The sequence below is a fragment of the Rhizobium sp. 'Codium 1' genome (assembly GCF_020889605.1).
Taxonomy (GTDB): Bacteria; Pseudomonadota; Alphaproteobacteria; order Rhizobiales; family Rhizobiaceae; genus Allorhizobium; species Allorhizobium algae.
The window spans coordinates 105,162-118,993 of record NZ_JAJGPW010000008.1 but is presented as its reverse complement, the minus strand read 5'-3'; the positions used below and the strand labels follow the sequence as shown (position 1 = coordinate 118,993).

Sequence of the window (13,832 nt, the reverse complement as noted above, 5' to 3'; positions counted from 1 at the left end):
AAGTTTAGCGATCCGCGTTAAGCATAAATGTGGCCGCGGCCCGACAATCCACCGCTTCTGGCGGGGCCAGGCCACCACAAGTCTTAACGGCCATTCGAAAAGTTGAATGATATCAGCGCTTACGCACCGTTAACCATGTTTGGGAATGCCTCATCCCGATGTCCCGTTTCGGGTCGGATCGGCCCGGTAAGACCCGTTGCAGGCCTCTGCCTTATCTATTCCTTAAGCGCGTCCGGCCTATCTTCAGGCCGATAAATCAGATGAACCGGTTGCGGATTTCTGGCGTGGTTGTAATGCGTAATATGTCGGATGCACTGACGGTAACGATGGACGGGCTCCTTGCCCGCCTCCTGTCGCGTCATGCTGCCGGCCGCCCCGCCGAACGGTCTGAGATCGTCGCCCTGCGCAATCTGACGCTCGCCATGTCGCCGGCCTTCGTCGCCCTTCCCGCAGGTTTCACCTTTCTCCTCGGCCCCGCCACCGGGCTGCCGATCGGTTTTGCCCTGGCGACAGCGCTCCATCTTCTCGCAGCCGTCGCGCTCGTCTGCGGCCGTCGCCTCGGCGCACGCAGTGCGGAAGCCCGTCTGCCGGCGGGCGAGCAGATCGTGGGCGACCCTTACGAATTCTGCCCGGGCCTCTTCCTGACGCTCGATCCGGCCGGCATCGTCACGAGTGCCGGTGGTCGCGACCGGCAGATGTTTCTCTCCTTCCTGCGCGAACCGCTGTCGCGGCCCTTCGTCGAGCAGGTCCATGTGTCCGATCGGCTGGCCTTCGCCCAGGCGCTCGACGAACTGCGTCTCGGCGCCGATGTCGTCGTCACGGATCTGCGCCTCGATCGCCCGGTGATCGGCCTCGACCAGGCCCAGTTTCTCAATGTCCGCCTCGACATGACGGCCGTGCGCGCCGATGATGGATCGCTTGCAGCCGTGCGCGCCCAGATGCTCGACATCGCAGGCGAAATGGCGATACGCGATGCCGTCACCCGCAAGGAAGAAGAGGCGACTGCCGCCCACGAGATCAAGAGCCGTTTTCTGGCGGCCGTCAGCCACGAGATGCGCACCCCGCTCAATGCCATCCTCGGCTTTTCCGACATTCTGATCGGTGAATATTTCGGCAAGCTCGAAAACGACCGTCAGCGGGAATATGTTCAACTGATCCGCCAGTCGGGCGCTCATCTCCTGTCCGTCGTCAACACGATGCTCGACATGTCGAAGATCGAGGCCGGCCGCTACGAACTCATGCTCGAGGATGTCGATCTCGCCGCATCGCTGACGGAATGTGAACGCATGCTGTCGCTGCAGGCCCAGACCAAGGGGCTGAAGCTCACCAGCCGTCTCCCCAAGGGCCTGGGCGGAATCACCGCCGATGGACGGGCGCTCCGCCAGATCGTCATCAATCTGCTTGGCAACGCCATCAAGTTCACCGATGCCGGCGGCGCCGTGACCATCGATGCGGTCCGGAGCGGCAACGAGGTGACCGTCAGCGTCAGCGATACCGGCATCGGGATTGCACCGGAAAAGATGGCGCTGATCGGCCGCCCCTTCACACAAGTGCAGAACGATCTCAATCGCAACTACGAGGGTTCCGGCCTGGGGCTTTCGCTGGTAAAGGGATTGACGGCCCTGCATGGCGGCACTTTCCGGATCGAAAGCCGGCCGGGCGAGGGCACCGTGGTCATGGTGAGCCTGCCGGTCGACGGCTCGGGCGCCAGGGCCGCAGACGAAACAAACATGGTCGAATTCCCGCCACGCCTGGCGGCTGCGGGGAACGAGAACAAGACGGGTGGGATTGCGCCGGGGCATGACGAAGCGAAAGCGAAAATCGCCTGAGAAGAAGAAGGCGGGCAACACGGCTCTCCGCGTTCTTTCCAGGGGGGGAGGTGCGCTGGTGCGCTTGGCCGGCCGCTATCCGCGTGCCGTCGGCGGCGCCTTCTGCTTCTCGCTGATCTTCGGCACCATCGCCGCCAACGCCCTCTGGTATCAGCCCGGCCAGCATCCATCGCCCTTCCTGCGCACCCGCAACGCGGAGGACTTCACCGCACTCGCGGGCGTGCCGCGCGCCCCGCTGCTGAGCGAGCAGGATCCCGAAACCGTCACCACCTTCCGCATCGAACGGGAGAAGACGGCTGCCGATGGCGCTCCGGTCGAGACGACTGCCGTTCCCGATCCAGCCGTGGAGGCCGCCACCGCTGCGCGCCCTGCCGGCCTGCCGGCCAATGCCGAAGAAGCGGCCGGTCTGATCCGCCGGGTTCAGGGAGAACTCCTGCGCCGTGGTCTTTATGACGGCGAGGCCGACGGTGTCATCGGCCCGCGCACTGAAACCGCGATCGCCGTCTTCCAGAAGACCGTCGGCATGGAAGCGAATGGCCTTGTAACCCCGGAGCTTCTGGCCGCACTGACCCTTGATCGCGGCGTCACAGCCGCCGTGCCCGCCCAGCGTCCGGTCATGGATATCGATGCCGGGGGCGAGGACCCGGTCGCCGCCGCGATCCGCAGCGCCGAAACCAGGCTCGTCACCGCGCCGCGCCGCCCTGTTGTCCCGGTCCAGGCCCTGCCGCCCAAGGCCGTCGAACCGGCCGTTCCGCCTGTCGTCCAGCAGGCGAATTTCGATCCCGGCCTCGTCATGGAAATCCAGCGTGGCCTGTCCAACATGGCCTACAGGAACATCACCATCGACGGCATTCCCGGCGACGACACCCGCGCCGCCATCCGCCGCTTCGAGCGCCATTACCAGCTGCCGGAAACCGGCGAACCGAGCGCTGCGGTCCTGAAGAAACTCAAGGCCATCGGCGCCCTATGAGCCTTTCGTCTAGGCGAATTTTCATAAGCCCTAAAGTAATCCAACATTAATCATACCAGCGCTACTCTTCTCCGATTGGAGGAGGAAGATCCATGACCGCTGCGATGTCCGCGCATCTTGACGACGACCCGTATTCGGCAGGGGCGGCGCCCGCACCGCGACCGGAGGCCGACGCCGCTCTTCTGCGCGGCATTGTCCAGCGCCTGGCGGAAGAGGCCTCGACGCTGGGTGTCGACCTTGTCGACATCGCTGGCGCCATCCAGGATGTGGCCGGCATTTCCAAACGCCATGCCGTCACCTTCGACGGCATCACCCGCACGGCGCTGTCGATCGCCGAGACCAACCGGGACGTCGCCGTCACCCTGCGCGAGACCGACCAGACGGCCGGCGAGGCGCGTCGCATGCTGACCGACAGCGCCACGCGGCTGACCGGTGCCGTCGACAAGATCGATCACATGGTGTCGACGTCAGAGGAGATCGGCACCGAGATCGGCAGCTTTTCGCAGTCGCTGGCCGAGGTCGACAAGGTGGCCGAGGAGATCGGCACGATCGCCCGCCAGACCAACCTGCTTGCGCTGAACGCTGCCATCGAGGCCGCCCGCGCAGGCGAGGCCGGCAAGGGCTTCGCCGTGGTCGCGGCAGAAGTCCGTGCTCTGGCGCTGCAGACCTCGCAGGCAACGGGCGCCATCCAGGAAACATTGAACCAGATCCGCGTGAAGATCGTCCGCCTCACGGAAGCCGGGCATGGTGCAACCGCCAGCGCCCGCGACGTGCGCGAGACCTCCCAGGCGATGAACGCGTCCTTTTCCTCCATGGAACAGGTCATCACCCGCATCCTCGACGGCTCCTCCGCCATGGCCCAGACGACCGACCAGGTCGACCGCCAGTGCTCGGAATTCGTCGCCACCTTGAGCGACATGTCGGCGGAAGTCCGCCAGTCCGACCATCACCTCCAGCAGACCGCCGGCCGCGTCGACAAGGTCGTGGCACTCTCGGAAACGCTGATCCAGCTGACGGCGAGCGCCGGCATCCGCACGGCAGACAGCGAGTGGATCGACACTGCAGTTGATGTCGCCGCCCGCATCTCGCAGGCGTTCCAGCAGTCCGTGGACAGCGGCCGCATCCGCCAGTCCGACCTCTTCGACCGCAACTACCGCCCGATCCCGGGCACCGATCCGGTGCAGATGATGACCGCGTTCACCGAATTCACCGATCAGGTCCTGCCGGCCATTCTGGAGCCGATCGCCGGGTCCTCGGAGCGTATCGGTTTTTGTGCGCCAGTGGATGAAAACGGCTACCTGCCGACCCACAACAAGAAGTTTTCCGCCCCGCAGCGTCCGGGCGACACGGTTTGGAACACGGCCAATTGCCGCAATCGCCGCATCTTCAACGACCGCGTCGGCCTTGCCGCCGGCCGCTCCACGGCGCCCTTCCTCGTCCAGACCTACCGACGCGACATGGGCGGCGGCAATTTCGTCCTGATGAAGGACATTTCCGCCCCGATTTTCGTCGCAGGGCGCCATTGGGGTGGCTTGAGACTGGCTGTGAAGGTTTAAAGCCTCCGCCAAGTCCAGGGGACGAAGCGGCACGCGCCCTGAAGCGCTCCGGCAATGCCGGGGCGTCGACGGATCGAAACGAGCCCTCGACGCTGCCCACCCAATCGCCTAAACCGCTGCCATGCGTATCCGCTCCGACATCTTCGTCTCCGCACTCACGCGCCGCGTCTTCTCCGACGGCGGTTATGCCGCTGTCATGCGCAAGGGTTCGGAGGCCTCAGGCACCATCTTCGTTCGCCAGCGGTTCCGGGATGGTCTGGAGACGCTCTATGGCCCCGCACCCCAGGCCATGATCGATGACGAGACACGCGACGACCGCATCTTCGAGCCGCGTCTCCTGCGTGCCGAACCCGAGGCGATCGAGGCCGTGATTGCCCGCGAGCAGAAATTCGACAGTGATTTGTGGCTGGTCGAAATCGAGGTCGAGGATCTCGGGACCTATCTGACACTTGCAGATCCGGCACGTTGAGTGATCCTGCCGGTCGTTCAGGCGCAAGATAGGTACAAGGCCGGCTGAGGCGCCGACCCGGCACAGAAGCGGCCGTACGACCGTCTTCTGCTGTCGACTGTCCGATTCCTAGGCCTTGCGCACCCTCGGCATCTGGCGCCCGTAGTCGTCAACCACAGGCTGATGCTTGGCCGAGGCCTGGTTTGCGGCCGTAAGGCCCATTGCCGGCTGAGCTGCCGGCTGGCCCGGTGCTTCCGGGCTGAGGTCCTCGCCGGCAAACGTATAGCGATCGGCGCGGATCCAGCTGTCGATCCGGGCTTCCGCCTGATCGGGGTCGATACTGAAGAGCAGGTGTTCCGCGCGGCTTTCGCCATTTTCCCGGCGGGCGAGATGCGGATAGATATGTTCGAGGACAAAGATCGCTTCCCGATCATCCATCGCCACGCCCGAAAGTGTCGTCGCGAGCTGTCGGCCGGAAATGTCGAGCAGGATGCGCTCGGCCAGCCAGCGGCTGGAGGACAGGAGATCGGCAAGCGTGGTGGCGAAGAAACCGCCGTCATGCGACCGCGCGAAGCGCACGAGAAGCGCCGTCTGCAGCGGCGTCGCCTGGCGCCGGCCCAGCCGGTCGCTGGCGGCCGGTCGCTGCTGATAGGCCATGCGCTTGATCGTCTGGCGCAATGCCTCTTCACGGCTGTGATCGCCGGGCGTGGCCGCCTCGGGCATGGCTGGCTCGACCTTGGCGACGATCGTCTCGCTCACGGCTGCCGTGCCGGCTTTGGCACCCGGCAGATCGGCCATGGTGAGATCCGTCATCACCCTGTCGAAACTCGACGGCTTGGCCGGCTCTTGCGGTGTAGCCTTCGTCTCGTCGGTCCGGGCCTTCTCCGGGCGCGGCGGCAGTGCGTGGCGCAAGGATACGAGCGCGTCGATCACGGTCGGCGACAGCCGCTCGCGCTTGACGATGGCGCGCGCATGGTCGGCGCCTTGCGTGCGGGCGATCATGATCAGCATGTCGTCGGACAGTGCAGGGGAGGCGGCGAGGAAGGGAGCGGCGATCGCGATCGGTTGGCTGGCGATGAAAGCGGCGATCGAGAGCGGCAGGCTCGGGCTCTGCGAGAGCGCAGCGACCGCTTCGCGGCGAGCCTCCACCGACGAGCCGGCAAAGAGCGGCTGGAACAGTTCGGCAAATTGTCGGAGTTCGGACCTGCCGGGGAAGGAGAGCGCCTGGAAACTCGTGACCGTGGCCATCAGAACGACATCCTTGTTCCGCGCGCCGGCTGGCTTCTCAAGCTCCCTGAACTGTTCGCTCACCACAAACCCACTCCAACGCAATACAGATGTGTGTGAGAATAGAACGAATTTGTTAGCAAGCTGTTAACTAACCTATGGCTTCTTGTGAACAGGCGGATAGTCGAGGTTGATGATTCGCCGCATGTTTCCGATATTAGGCATATGCGTACCCCGGCCGTGGGGTGAACCGCGACAGGGGCACGCGTCTGAGAAAGGCGCAGATGATCCCGGTGTGTGTGAGACTTTCCGCAGCATGAACCGGATGTGCCAGCCCTCTTAAGAGGAGGGCAGGGCGAGATGATGTCTCGACCCTCTCGATCTTTCTTCTCGAAAGGAGACGAGCATGGCGGATATCATCAGGATTTCGGATCGGTTGAACCACGAGCGCCGACCGACCCGCACGGGCGATCAGAAGGCCGAGATTCTCTTCTTTACCGGCATCCGCTACGAGCGGCTGGACCAAAATGCCATATGGCCACGGGTGGAACTGCCGACCTTGCCGGCATTGCCCGCGCCGCAGGGACCCGTTTTCGGCCCTGGTCGTCGCCCCGGCTGACAGGTTGTCGTTCCATCGCGGCTGAATGGGGCCGCCGGCCGGATCTTGTCCGCGACCAGGCGAGGGGTGTCCGCCTGCTGCAGGCTGCTTCTCCCGGGACGGCAGTCTCTGGGCTCGCCCGGGCGGCTTGTGTGCAGTCTGCCGACATCGGCATCGACGTTCACCAATTGTAAATTACCAATGCCTTATAGAATGAAGTGCGGAACCGCAGCTGGTCCGCGATGATGTCTCCGGGCCATGTCTGGAAGCATCCATCATGTGGAGCCGCGCTACAGTCCCATGCTGGTGAAAATTACCAAGGACCGAATCCGCAAGGGCATGTTCGTTGAAAGCGTCGCCTGTCCCAGCCGGGAATTTGCGCGCCGCCGGTTTCTCGTCAAGACCGACGAGGAACTTGCCGCCATTCGCGCAACCTCTGCGCTTGACGTGTCGATCAATGTGCAGCTCGGCCTCGATCCGGATGGTCATAAGCCTCTGACCGGCAAATCGAGACCGCCAGCGGATATAGTTCGGGTCGAGGCGGTCCGCAGCGAAACCTCCCAATCGGCAAGGGCCTTGCGGGCGAGCCTCGGCAGTCTCGCGGTCGGCGGCTCGCTTGACATGGCGGACCTCTCGCAGGCGGCAGAGATCAATGCCGGCATCTGGTCCGACAACACGGTCATCGCGCTGGAAGTCACCCGATTGAAGAGCAAGGACGAGACGACCTATGTCCATTCGCTTGCGGTGAGTGGCATGATGACGCTTCTCGCCCGCTCGCTGGGGATGGACGAGGAAACCACCGGCATCCTTGGCGTCGCCGGCATGCTGCACGACATCGGCAAGCTGCTCATTCCAAACGAGATCCTGACCAAGCCCGGCAAGCTCACGGATCAGGAACGCCGCCTCATCCGAAATCATCCCGAAGCCGGCTATCACCTGCTCAGGTCCTATCCGGACCTGCCTCCCGTCGTGCTCGACATTTGCCGCCTGCACCACGAGGCGCTGGATGGCTCCGGCTATCCGCTGGGCCTGAAGAATGAGGATCTGAGCCTGCCCGTGCGTTTGAGCACCGTCTGCGATGTCTTCGAGGCGCTCACATCGGTCCGGCCCTACAAGCGCCCCTGGACGTCTACGGAAGCGCTGGACTGGATGTTCGAAAGGCCACAGATATTCGATCGCAAGCTGGTCATCCGGCTCGGCAGCGTGCTCACCGATGCGCCGCTCCGGTGAGCCGGCGGGCCCTCAGCGGCCCGTGAAGGGGAGGCATTCCGCTTCGGCGAGAAAGGCCTCGGCTTCCGGCTCGTAGCTTGCCTGCGGGGCAAGCACCCGCAGCACAACATAACCCTCCGTGCCCGGATGTTCGACGAGGATCGTCTCGGCGAGTGCGGCAATCGGTGTTTTCCGGAGCTGCGCGACCTGCACCGGCGTGGCCACCAGAACGTCGAGATCGCCCGCCACCGAGGTGCGGTCGTTCATCGAAAAAACCTCATTGGCATCCCGGTCGTAGATTGCCACCGACCAGAAATCGACGTCGCCACCCAGCGCCACCAGCGAAAGCGGCTGGCGCTCGATGTCGAAATGGCAGACGGCGACGCGCAGATAGGGATCGATGCTCGAGAGCCCGACGCTGTCTGGGCTCGCCGAAAGTGCATGGAAGACGAAGGGCACGCCCTCCGAGGTCACCCGCGTATAGGCGTCGCGACCGGTGAAATGCGGCACGCCGAGAATGATGATGATGTGCAGCAGGATAGCGCCGAACAGGCCCGTCACGGCAGCATAGAGAAGCTTGTTCATTGGCCGCACCCGATCTGCTCGATGACCGGCATGGACAGCCCGGAAAGCCCCGTGGAGGCGGCAGCCGGCGTGTCGAGCAGCGTCAGCACGAGCTGGAAGGCGCCCGTATCGGGAATGGCGAGCCAGTTGCCGGCCTTCGCCGTGCGCGAGATCACGATGTCGAACGAGCCGTCGCGGCGTCTCAGAACCGTCTGCGAATTCTTCGCCGTCGGAAGCTCGGGCCCGGCATTCAGCGGATTGCCCTCGGCATCCGCCGCATAGAGCGTCCAGAGCCTGGTTGTCGGCGTACGCCCGCTCATCCGGTAGGAACAGGTGCCCGTCAGCGTCAGGCCCTCGGCATCGCGCAAGGCCGTGAATTGCAGCCCCTCCGCCGACCCGTAGAGCAATCGCCCGCCCTTGGCCCGATGCGCCTTGGCATAAGGATCCGCCGATGCCATCTGCGCCGCTGGAAACGCACGCCACCCGGCCACCTCGATCGCTCCGAAACCAACAGAGGCATTCAGCATCGAAAGCGCCGAAAGCACCCCGCCCGCAAAGGCGATGATGAGGGCGATGGCGATGATGAGCGGAGCACGAAACACGGGCGGGACGAAACCTCGGGAAGCGGGCGCCAGGCGCCATGCGATGGAGCCCGAGGCGTATCACTGATTCGGGGGTGAGGGAAGTTTGGGGGCGTGGAGTGAATGGAAAGCAAAGGTAGGGCAATAGCCCCTCATCCGCCTGCCGGCACCTTCTCCCCGCGAGCGGGGAGAAGGCCGAGACCGAGACCGCTTGCTCCATCCTCTCCCCGCCTGCGGGGAGAGGGCAGGGTGAGGGGCTTTTACCCCACTGAGTGCGGCCTGACGGAACCTTCGCTCCGAATGTCCTAACGCAAAACCCCCGCCGCCAGCGCCCGCTGGATCCCGCGCACATCCGTGCCCTTCTTCAGCGTCTTGGTCACCGGCGCCTCTGCGCCCGAAACCCAGATCTTCAACTCGCTGTCGAGATCGAACGTACCGGCGGTCTCGACGGAAAAACGGGTGATCGCCCGGTAGGGCACCGACATATAGTCCACTTTCGAGCCGGTGATGCCCTGCACGTCGATCAGGATCAGTCGCTTGTCGGTGAAGACGAAGACATCGCGGATAACACGGAAGGCGAGCCCGACCTGCTCGCCATCGATCAGGACGCCGTCGAGCGTTGAGCGAGATCGGTCGGATCGACGCTCGATCCATGGCCAAGCAATCCGTCGAACAGTCCCATCATCATCCTCCACTTGTGTCGGAGCGGAAATGGGGAGGCGCGACGGAGCCGTCAAGTTCGATGCCGCCGCGCTTTCGCCTACACCTTCTCGCAGAAGGCGATTCGGTTGCTGAACGGATCGGTGACCGTCATCTGCAATCCCCAGGGCGCCTCTTCCAACCCCGGTTTCAGATAGCGATAGTCCTTGGCCGTAAGTTCCGCATGAAAGACCTTCACACCGCGCATCCAGGTGAAGGCCTTGGCGCCGGGCGATGCGTCTCCCGCATGTTCCGACAGATGTAGGATGCAATCGCCCCGCGAAACCTGGCAATACAGCGGAAAGTTCTCGCCGAAGCGGTGCTCGAAATCGACGGAAAAACCGAGATAGTCCCTGTAGAATTCCATCGCCTTGTCGACGTCGAAAATGCGGAAGATCGGAATCGGCGGCTGGAAGGCCGCTTCCGTGTCTTGTTGCTCGTCCGCCTCGATCCGCGCGGCGAGAATGTTCCATTGGTCGACACCCAACTGCTTTGCAACAAGTTCCAGAGCGAGGGAGTGACTGATGTCGAGCTTGGATTTCGCCAGTTCAGCCTTGAGCGTTCTGGCCATCAGTTTTGCGTCACGAAAGTCGCGCATGGTCTTTCCGTCCTCGGTGGCAACAGTCAAACCAGTGTCCGCGTCTGCTGATCCGTCGCCAGTTTCCGGAGAGGGAAAGGATGAGGATGCCGTCTCGTGATGCGTTCACCATAGCGTTCGCAAGGGAACGCCGCGGAGCGGCAGGCTGCATCGGCCTTTCGCACAAGCTAGGCCGCATCCGGCCCGGACGCAAGAGATGCAAAATCGGCTAGCCGGCCTTCACCCGCCCGCCGCCATGCGCTATCTGGTCATCCGACAACCAATCTTGAGGAGGATCATCATGGGCAAGCGGATCGTATTCACCGGCGGCAGTGGCAAGGCAGGGCGCCATGTCGTGCCCTATCTCCTGGACAAGGGCCACAAGGTGCTCAACGTCGACCGCGCCGTGCTCGACGTGGCAGGCGTACATACGCTTCTGACCGACGTGACGGATGCCGGCCAGGTCTACAACGCGCTGTCCTGCCATTTCGGCTATGACGGCTATGAGGAGGCCGGCGGCCCGAAGCCGGTCGATGCCGTTGTGCATTTCGCCGCCGTCCCCCGCATCCTCATGCATCCCGACAACACGACCTTCGCCGACAACACGGTCTCGACCTATAATGTCATCGAGGCCGCTGCCAAGCTCGGCATCCGGAAGGTCATCATCGCCTCGTCGGAAACCACCTATGGCGTCTGCTTTGCCGAAGGCGACAAGGACTACCACGAGTTTCCGCTCACCGAGGACTACGACACCGACCCGATGGACAGCTACGGTCTCTCCAAGGTGGTCAACGAAAAGACCGCCCGCGCCTTTGCCATGCGCTATGGCATCGACGTCTATGCGCTCCGCATCGGCAATGTCATCGCCCCCGAGGAATATTCGGCATTTCCGGGCTATCTCGCCGACCCGCCGTGCCGCAAGCGCAATGCCTGGTCCTATATCGACGCCCGCGATCTCGGCCAGATCGTCGATCTCTGCGTGAAGAAGGATGGCCTGGGCTTCCAGGTTTTCAACGCCGTGAACGACACGATCACCGCGACGATCCCCACCCGGGAATTTCTCGCCAAATATGCGCCGAACACGCCGATCACGGGCGATCTCGACGGCTTTGCGGCGCCGCTTTCCAACGCCAAGATCCGCGAAGTGCTGGGCTTCAGGGAAGAGCACGACTGGCGCAAATACGTCAACGTCTGACCGCTGGAACCCGTTGCGGCCGGTCGGCCCTCCGATGCGGAGGGCCCGGCCGATGTCGGCGGAGTTGGCGGGGGCGCAGCCTAAAAAAAGTCCCCGAATCGGGAGGTCTTTTGTATATGAGGAATATAGAAAACCCCTCGATCCATGGGGGTTATAGCCGCGGCGCCAGAAGGTGACGTCTTGCCCGAGAAACGTATGGAAATCGCCAACATTGCGCAGACCGAGATCTGCGGGCGGAACTACGTTTCCTTCGATGTCGCGATGAACGGCCATGTCATCTCGACGGTCGATGCGCCGCTGCTGTCGGGGCGCATTCTCTGGTCCCATGCCGCCATACACGGTTTCGGTGATTTCGATCGCTGCGAAAGGACGATGCTGGAGGCCGAGATCGACCGGGCGCTCGGCGACGAGGCCCCGCGCGCCGAGGACCACCTCTCGAAGCACTGATCCGTTACGGCTTCAGGCTGTCCTGCGGGGTGAAGTCATCAGCGGGTCAAGCCAAGGTGGCGGCATCCCCGCCGATTGCGGCAAGCATTAGCCCTTCAGAAAGGCTAGGCGCTCATCTGTGCGTCCCGGCTGCACTTCATGGATCTCGGCGTCGACCACAGCTTCCGCGACGAAGGGGTCCTGTTCGACAATAGCCTTGATCTCGGCATGATCGGCGCCATGAGCGAGGATCATGCCTCCCGCCTGAGGTTGCAGGCTGCCGGCCACGAGAAAAAGCCCGCGTTCGAAGCCTTGCTGGAGCCAGGCATTGTGGGCGGCCATGAGCTCGCCGGCCTTCGCCCTGTTCGTGGAAAAGCGCAGGAAAATGATGAACATGCGAACCTCCTGAAAAGTGCCGGGTTAATGCGGCGTTGAATGCGCAGCCTCGGCGGTGGCGACGTCCCGCAGCCAGAATTTCATCGCCGCAACCTCGCGCGCGAGGAAATCCCTATCCTGGAAGGCGTTGTAGAGGGTTGCCGCCCCCTGGCTGCGTGACAGCAATTCCAGCGCCAGTTGATCCGCCTTCTCGACCTGGCCGAGGGCGCTGAACTGAATGGCGAGCCATTCCCGAAACAGGGTAAAAAGCCGGACGGCATCGGGCTGGGCAGGGTGGGCGAGCTTGGCCAGTTCACTGGCAAGCGTCCCTATCGGACAGCCATGCTCGCGGATCTTCTCGCCATTGACCAGCAACAGGTCGATGAAGCTTTCGATACGGCCAGCGGGGTCCGGTGCCTGGCGCTCCCAGCGGGCGGTCATGCCTGCCCTGTCGGCGAGCCGCTTCATGATCACCGCTTCCAGGATGTCGTCCTTGCTCTTGAAATGGTGATAGAAATTTCCGCGGGATATGCCGACCGCTGTCGCGATATCGGCAAAGGATGTGTGATCGAACCCCCGCCGGTAGAACAGGTCGTCGGCCGTCGCCACGATCATCTCGCGTGTCGCTCTCTGTCCCATCGTTTTGCCGATCGTCCCTGTTCGCTAGGTCGCTTGTCCTAGTCAGAGGATTAGGACGAATGACCTAATTCGTCAAGCGCCTTGAGAATCACCCCACCCCCTGCCAGTGTCCGTCATTGCCATGCCACGGGAGGCCCGATGCTCGTACTCTTTCGCAAGACGCCGATCCTGGGCGCGCTTCTGGCGCAGGTCGTCGCCCTGCCAATCGTCGCGGCCGCCACGGCGCCGCTCTCCACCATGGTCGAACGTCTGCCATTGATCGGGCTTGCGCTGCTTTTGCAGGGGCTGGTCGCTGCGGGCATCACCCGTGTGCTGGGACTGGCGCGCTGGTGGCTGGTCATCGCCTTTCTTTTTCCGCTCGCCATGGGCACAGCGCTTCTCGTCGGCAATCTGCCCGCCTGGCCCTTCGGCCTTGCCTTCCTTCTGCTGGCACTCGTTTTTTCCAACACGACCTGTGGTCGCATACCGCTCTATCTGACCAACACCGAGACGGCCTCCGTCCTCAGGGACGTGATGAAGGATCGCGAGGCGACGCGCATGCTCGACCTTGGTTGTGGCCTCGGCGGCGTCGTGCGCGCGCTGGACGGCGAGGGAAGGACCGCCCGCGGTGTTGAGAATGCGCCGGCCGTCTATCTCACGGCAAGGCTGCTCTCCGCTGTGACCGGCCGGGGTGAGATCCGACGCGGCGACCTCTGGAAGACGGATGTTGCGCAGGAAGACATGGTCTACGCCTTCCTCTCGCCAGCTCCGATGGCCGCCCTCTGGCAGAAGCTCAAGACGGAGATGAAACCCGGCAGCCTCTTCGTCTCCAACAGTTTTCCCGTGCCCGATGTCGATCCCGACGAGATCTGGGAACTGCAGGACGCCCGCAAGACGAAGCTTTATTTCTATCCGATCTCGGCAGCCGTCACTCCCATGGAGTGATGACGCAAGCGCTGG

General features: G+C 63.4%; 15 protein-coding genes and 1 pseudogene. 9 read left to right on the top strand and 7 right to left on the bottom strand.

What is annotated here, in order from left to right; genetic code table 11:
- Positions 1-293: 293 nt before the first annotated feature.
- The 4 genes from LJE98_RS18010 (at position 294) to LJE98_RS17995 (ending at position 4,824) form a co-directional block, all read left to right on the top strand.
- A complete protein-coding gene (locus LJE98_RS18010) occupies positions 294-1,829 on the top strand; it encodes a sensor histidine kinase (RefSeq protein ID WP_229576625.1) in 1,536 nt (511 codons plus the stop codon).
- Positions 1,801-2,799 (top strand): peptidoglycan-binding protein, encoded by a 999-nt coding sequence (locus LJE98_RS18005; RefSeq protein WP_229576623.1) that lies wholly within the window; start codon positions 1,801-1,803, stop codon positions 2,797-2,799. Before LJE98_RS18010 ends, LJE98_RS18005 begins: the two co-directional genes overlap by 29 nt.
- Positions 2,800-2,891: 92 nt before the next feature.
- Positions 2,892-4,355: a methyl-accepting chemotaxis protein gene (locus LJE98_RS18000; RefSeq protein ID WP_420710170.1), complete on the top strand. Its 1,464-nt coding sequence runs from the start codon at positions 2,892-2,894 to the stop codon at positions 4,353-4,355.
- 121 nt (positions 4,356-4,476) lie between these two features.
- On the top strand, positions 4,477-4,824 hold the full coding sequence (locus LJE98_RS17995; RefSeq protein ID WP_229576621.1) for a DUF1491 family protein: 348 nt from the start codon (positions 4,477-4,479) through the stop codon (positions 4,822-4,824).
- A 108-nt stretch (positions 4,825-4,932) separates the two neighbouring features.
- Here LJE98_RS17995 and LJE98_RS17990 read toward each other — a convergent pair whose 3' ends face one another.
- Positions 4,933-6,051 carry a DUF2336 domain-containing protein gene (locus LJE98_RS17990; RefSeq protein WP_267499121.1) on the bottom strand — a complete coding sequence of 373 codons (1,119 nt, stop codon included), beginning with the start codon at positions 6,049-6,051 and terminating at the stop codon, positions 4,933-4,935.
- Between the two features lie 385 nt (positions 6,052-6,436).
- On the opposite strand from LJE98_RS17990, the gene LJE98_RS17985 reads away from it, so the two are divergent.
- Both LJE98_RS17985 and LJE98_RS17980 read left to right on the top strand, forming a co-directional pair.
- On the top strand, positions 6,437-6,649 hold the full coding sequence (locus tag LJE98_RS17985; protein WP_229576618.1) for a hypothetical protein: 213 nt from the start codon (positions 6,437-6,439) through the stop codon (positions 6,647-6,649).
- A 237-nt stretch (positions 6,650-6,886) separates the two neighbouring features.
- Entirely contained in the window at positions 6,887-7,858 is a 972-nt protein-coding gene (locus LJE98_RS17980) for an HD-GYP domain-containing protein (RefSeq protein WP_229576616.1), read from the top strand.
- A gap of 12 nt (positions 7,859-7,870) precedes the next feature.
- Here LJE98_RS17980 and LJE98_RS17975 read toward each other — a convergent pair whose 3' ends face one another.
- From LJE98_RS17975 to LJE98_RS17960, 4 genes and pseudogenes are all read right to left on the bottom strand, one after another.
- Entirely contained in the window at positions 7,871-8,422 is a 552-nt protein-coding gene (locus LJE98_RS17975; RefSeq protein WP_229576614.1) for a DUF1254 domain-containing protein, read from the bottom strand.
- Positions 8,419-9,003: a DUF1214 domain-containing protein gene (locus LJE98_RS17970; RefSeq protein ID WP_229576613.1), complete on the bottom strand. Its 585-nt coding sequence runs from the start codon at positions 9,001-9,003 to the stop codon at positions 8,419-8,421. Before LJE98_RS17970 ends, LJE98_RS17975 begins: the two co-directional genes overlap by 4 nt.
- A 284-nt stretch (positions 9,004-9,287) precedes the next feature.
- Positions 9,288-9,664, bottom strand: a pseudogene (locus tag LJE98_RS17965) (PH domain-containing protein).
- A gap of 78 nt (positions 9,665-9,742) precedes the next feature.
- Positions 9,743-10,279, bottom strand: coding sequence for a glyoxalase superfamily protein (locus LJE98_RS17960; protein WP_229576611.1), 537 nt, complete (start codon positions 10,277-10,279; stop codon positions 9,743-9,745).
- Between the two features lie 280 nt (positions 10,280-10,559).
- On the opposite strand from LJE98_RS17960, the gene LJE98_RS17955 reads away from it, so the two are divergent.
- Positions 10,560-11,453: an NAD-dependent epimerase/dehydratase family protein gene (locus LJE98_RS17955; protein WP_229576610.1), complete on the top strand. Its 894-nt coding sequence runs from the start codon at positions 10,560-10,562 to the stop codon at positions 11,451-11,453.
- Between the two features lie 180 nt (positions 11,454-11,633).
- Positions 11,634-11,900, top strand: a complete 267-nt coding sequence (locus tag LJE98_RS17950; protein ID WP_229576608.1) for a hypothetical protein — start codon at positions 11,634-11,636, stop codon at positions 11,898-11,900.
- 87 nt (positions 11,901-11,987) lie between these two features.
- Here LJE98_RS17950 and LJE98_RS17945 read toward each other — a convergent pair whose 3' ends face one another.
- Both LJE98_RS17945 and LJE98_RS17940 read right to left on the bottom strand, forming a co-directional pair.
- Positions 11,988-12,275: a YciI family protein gene (locus tag LJE98_RS17945; protein ID WP_229576607.1), complete on the bottom strand. Its 288-nt coding sequence runs from the start codon at positions 12,273-12,275 to the stop codon at positions 11,988-11,990.
- 24 nt (positions 12,276-12,299) lie between these two features.
- Positions 12,300-12,893 carry a TetR/AcrR family transcriptional regulator gene (locus LJE98_RS17940; protein ID WP_229576605.1) on the bottom strand — a complete coding sequence of 198 codons (594 nt, stop codon included), beginning with the start codon at positions 12,891-12,893 and terminating at the stop codon, positions 12,300-12,302.
- A 138-nt stretch (positions 12,894-13,031) separates the two neighbouring features.
- On the opposite strand from LJE98_RS17940, the gene LJE98_RS17935 reads away from it, so the two are divergent.
- Positions 13,032-13,817 carry a hypothetical protein gene (locus tag LJE98_RS17935; protein WP_229576603.1) on the top strand — a complete coding sequence of 262 codons (786 nt, stop codon included), beginning with the start codon at positions 13,032-13,034 and terminating at the stop codon, positions 13,815-13,817.
- Positions 13,818-13,832: the final 15 nt, after the last annotated feature.

Coding starts and splice junctions, on each gene's coding strand:
- LJE98_RS17975 (WP_229576614.1), bottom strand. CDS start 8,422: ATGAACAAGCTTCTCTATGCTGCCGTGACGGGCCTGTTCGGCGCTATC.
- LJE98_RS17990 (WP_267499121.1), bottom strand. CDS start 6,051: ATGGCCACGGTCACGAGTTTCCAGGCGCTCTCCTTCCCCGGCAGGTCC.
- LJE98_RS17980 (WP_229576616.1), top strand. CDS start 6,887: ATGTCTGGAAGCATCCATCATGTGGAGCCGCGCTACAGTCCCATGCTG.
- LJE98_RS17935 (WP_229576603.1), top strand. CDS start 13,032: ATGCTCGTACTCTTTCGCAAGACGCCGATCCTGGGCGCGCTTCTGGCG.
- LJE98_RS18010 (WP_229576625.1), top strand. CDS start 294: ATGCGTAATATGTCGGATGCACTGACGGTAACGATGGACGGGCTCCTT.
- LJE98_RS17995 (WP_229576621.1), top strand. CDS start 4,477: ATGCGTATCCGCTCCGACATCTTCGTCTCCGCACTCACGCGCCGCGTC.
- LJE98_RS17955 (WP_229576610.1), top strand. CDS start 10,560: ATGGGCAAGCGGATCGTATTCACCGGCGGCAGTGGCAAGGCAGGGCGC.
- LJE98_RS17945 (WP_229576607.1), bottom strand. CDS start 12,275: ATGTTCATCATTTTCCTGCGCTTTTCCACGAACAGGGCGAAGGCCGGC.
- LJE98_RS18005 (WP_229576623.1), top strand. CDS start 1,801: ATGACGAAGCGAAAGCGAAAATCGCCTGAGAAGAAGAAGGCGGGCAAC.
- LJE98_RS17940 (WP_229576605.1), bottom strand. CDS start 12,893: ATGGGACAGAGAGCGACACGCGAGATGATCGTGGCGACGGCCGACGAC.
- LJE98_RS17960 (WP_229576611.1), bottom strand. CDS start 10,279: ATGCGCGACTTTCGTGACGCAAAACTGATGGCCAGAACGCTCAAGGCT.
- LJE98_RS17985 (WP_229576618.1), top strand. CDS start 6,437: ATGGCGGATATCATCAGGATTTCGGATCGGTTGAACCACGAGCGCCGA.
- LJE98_RS18000 (WP_420710170.1), top strand. CDS start 2,892: ATGACCGCTGCGATGTCCGCGCATCTTGACGACGACCCGTATTCGGCA.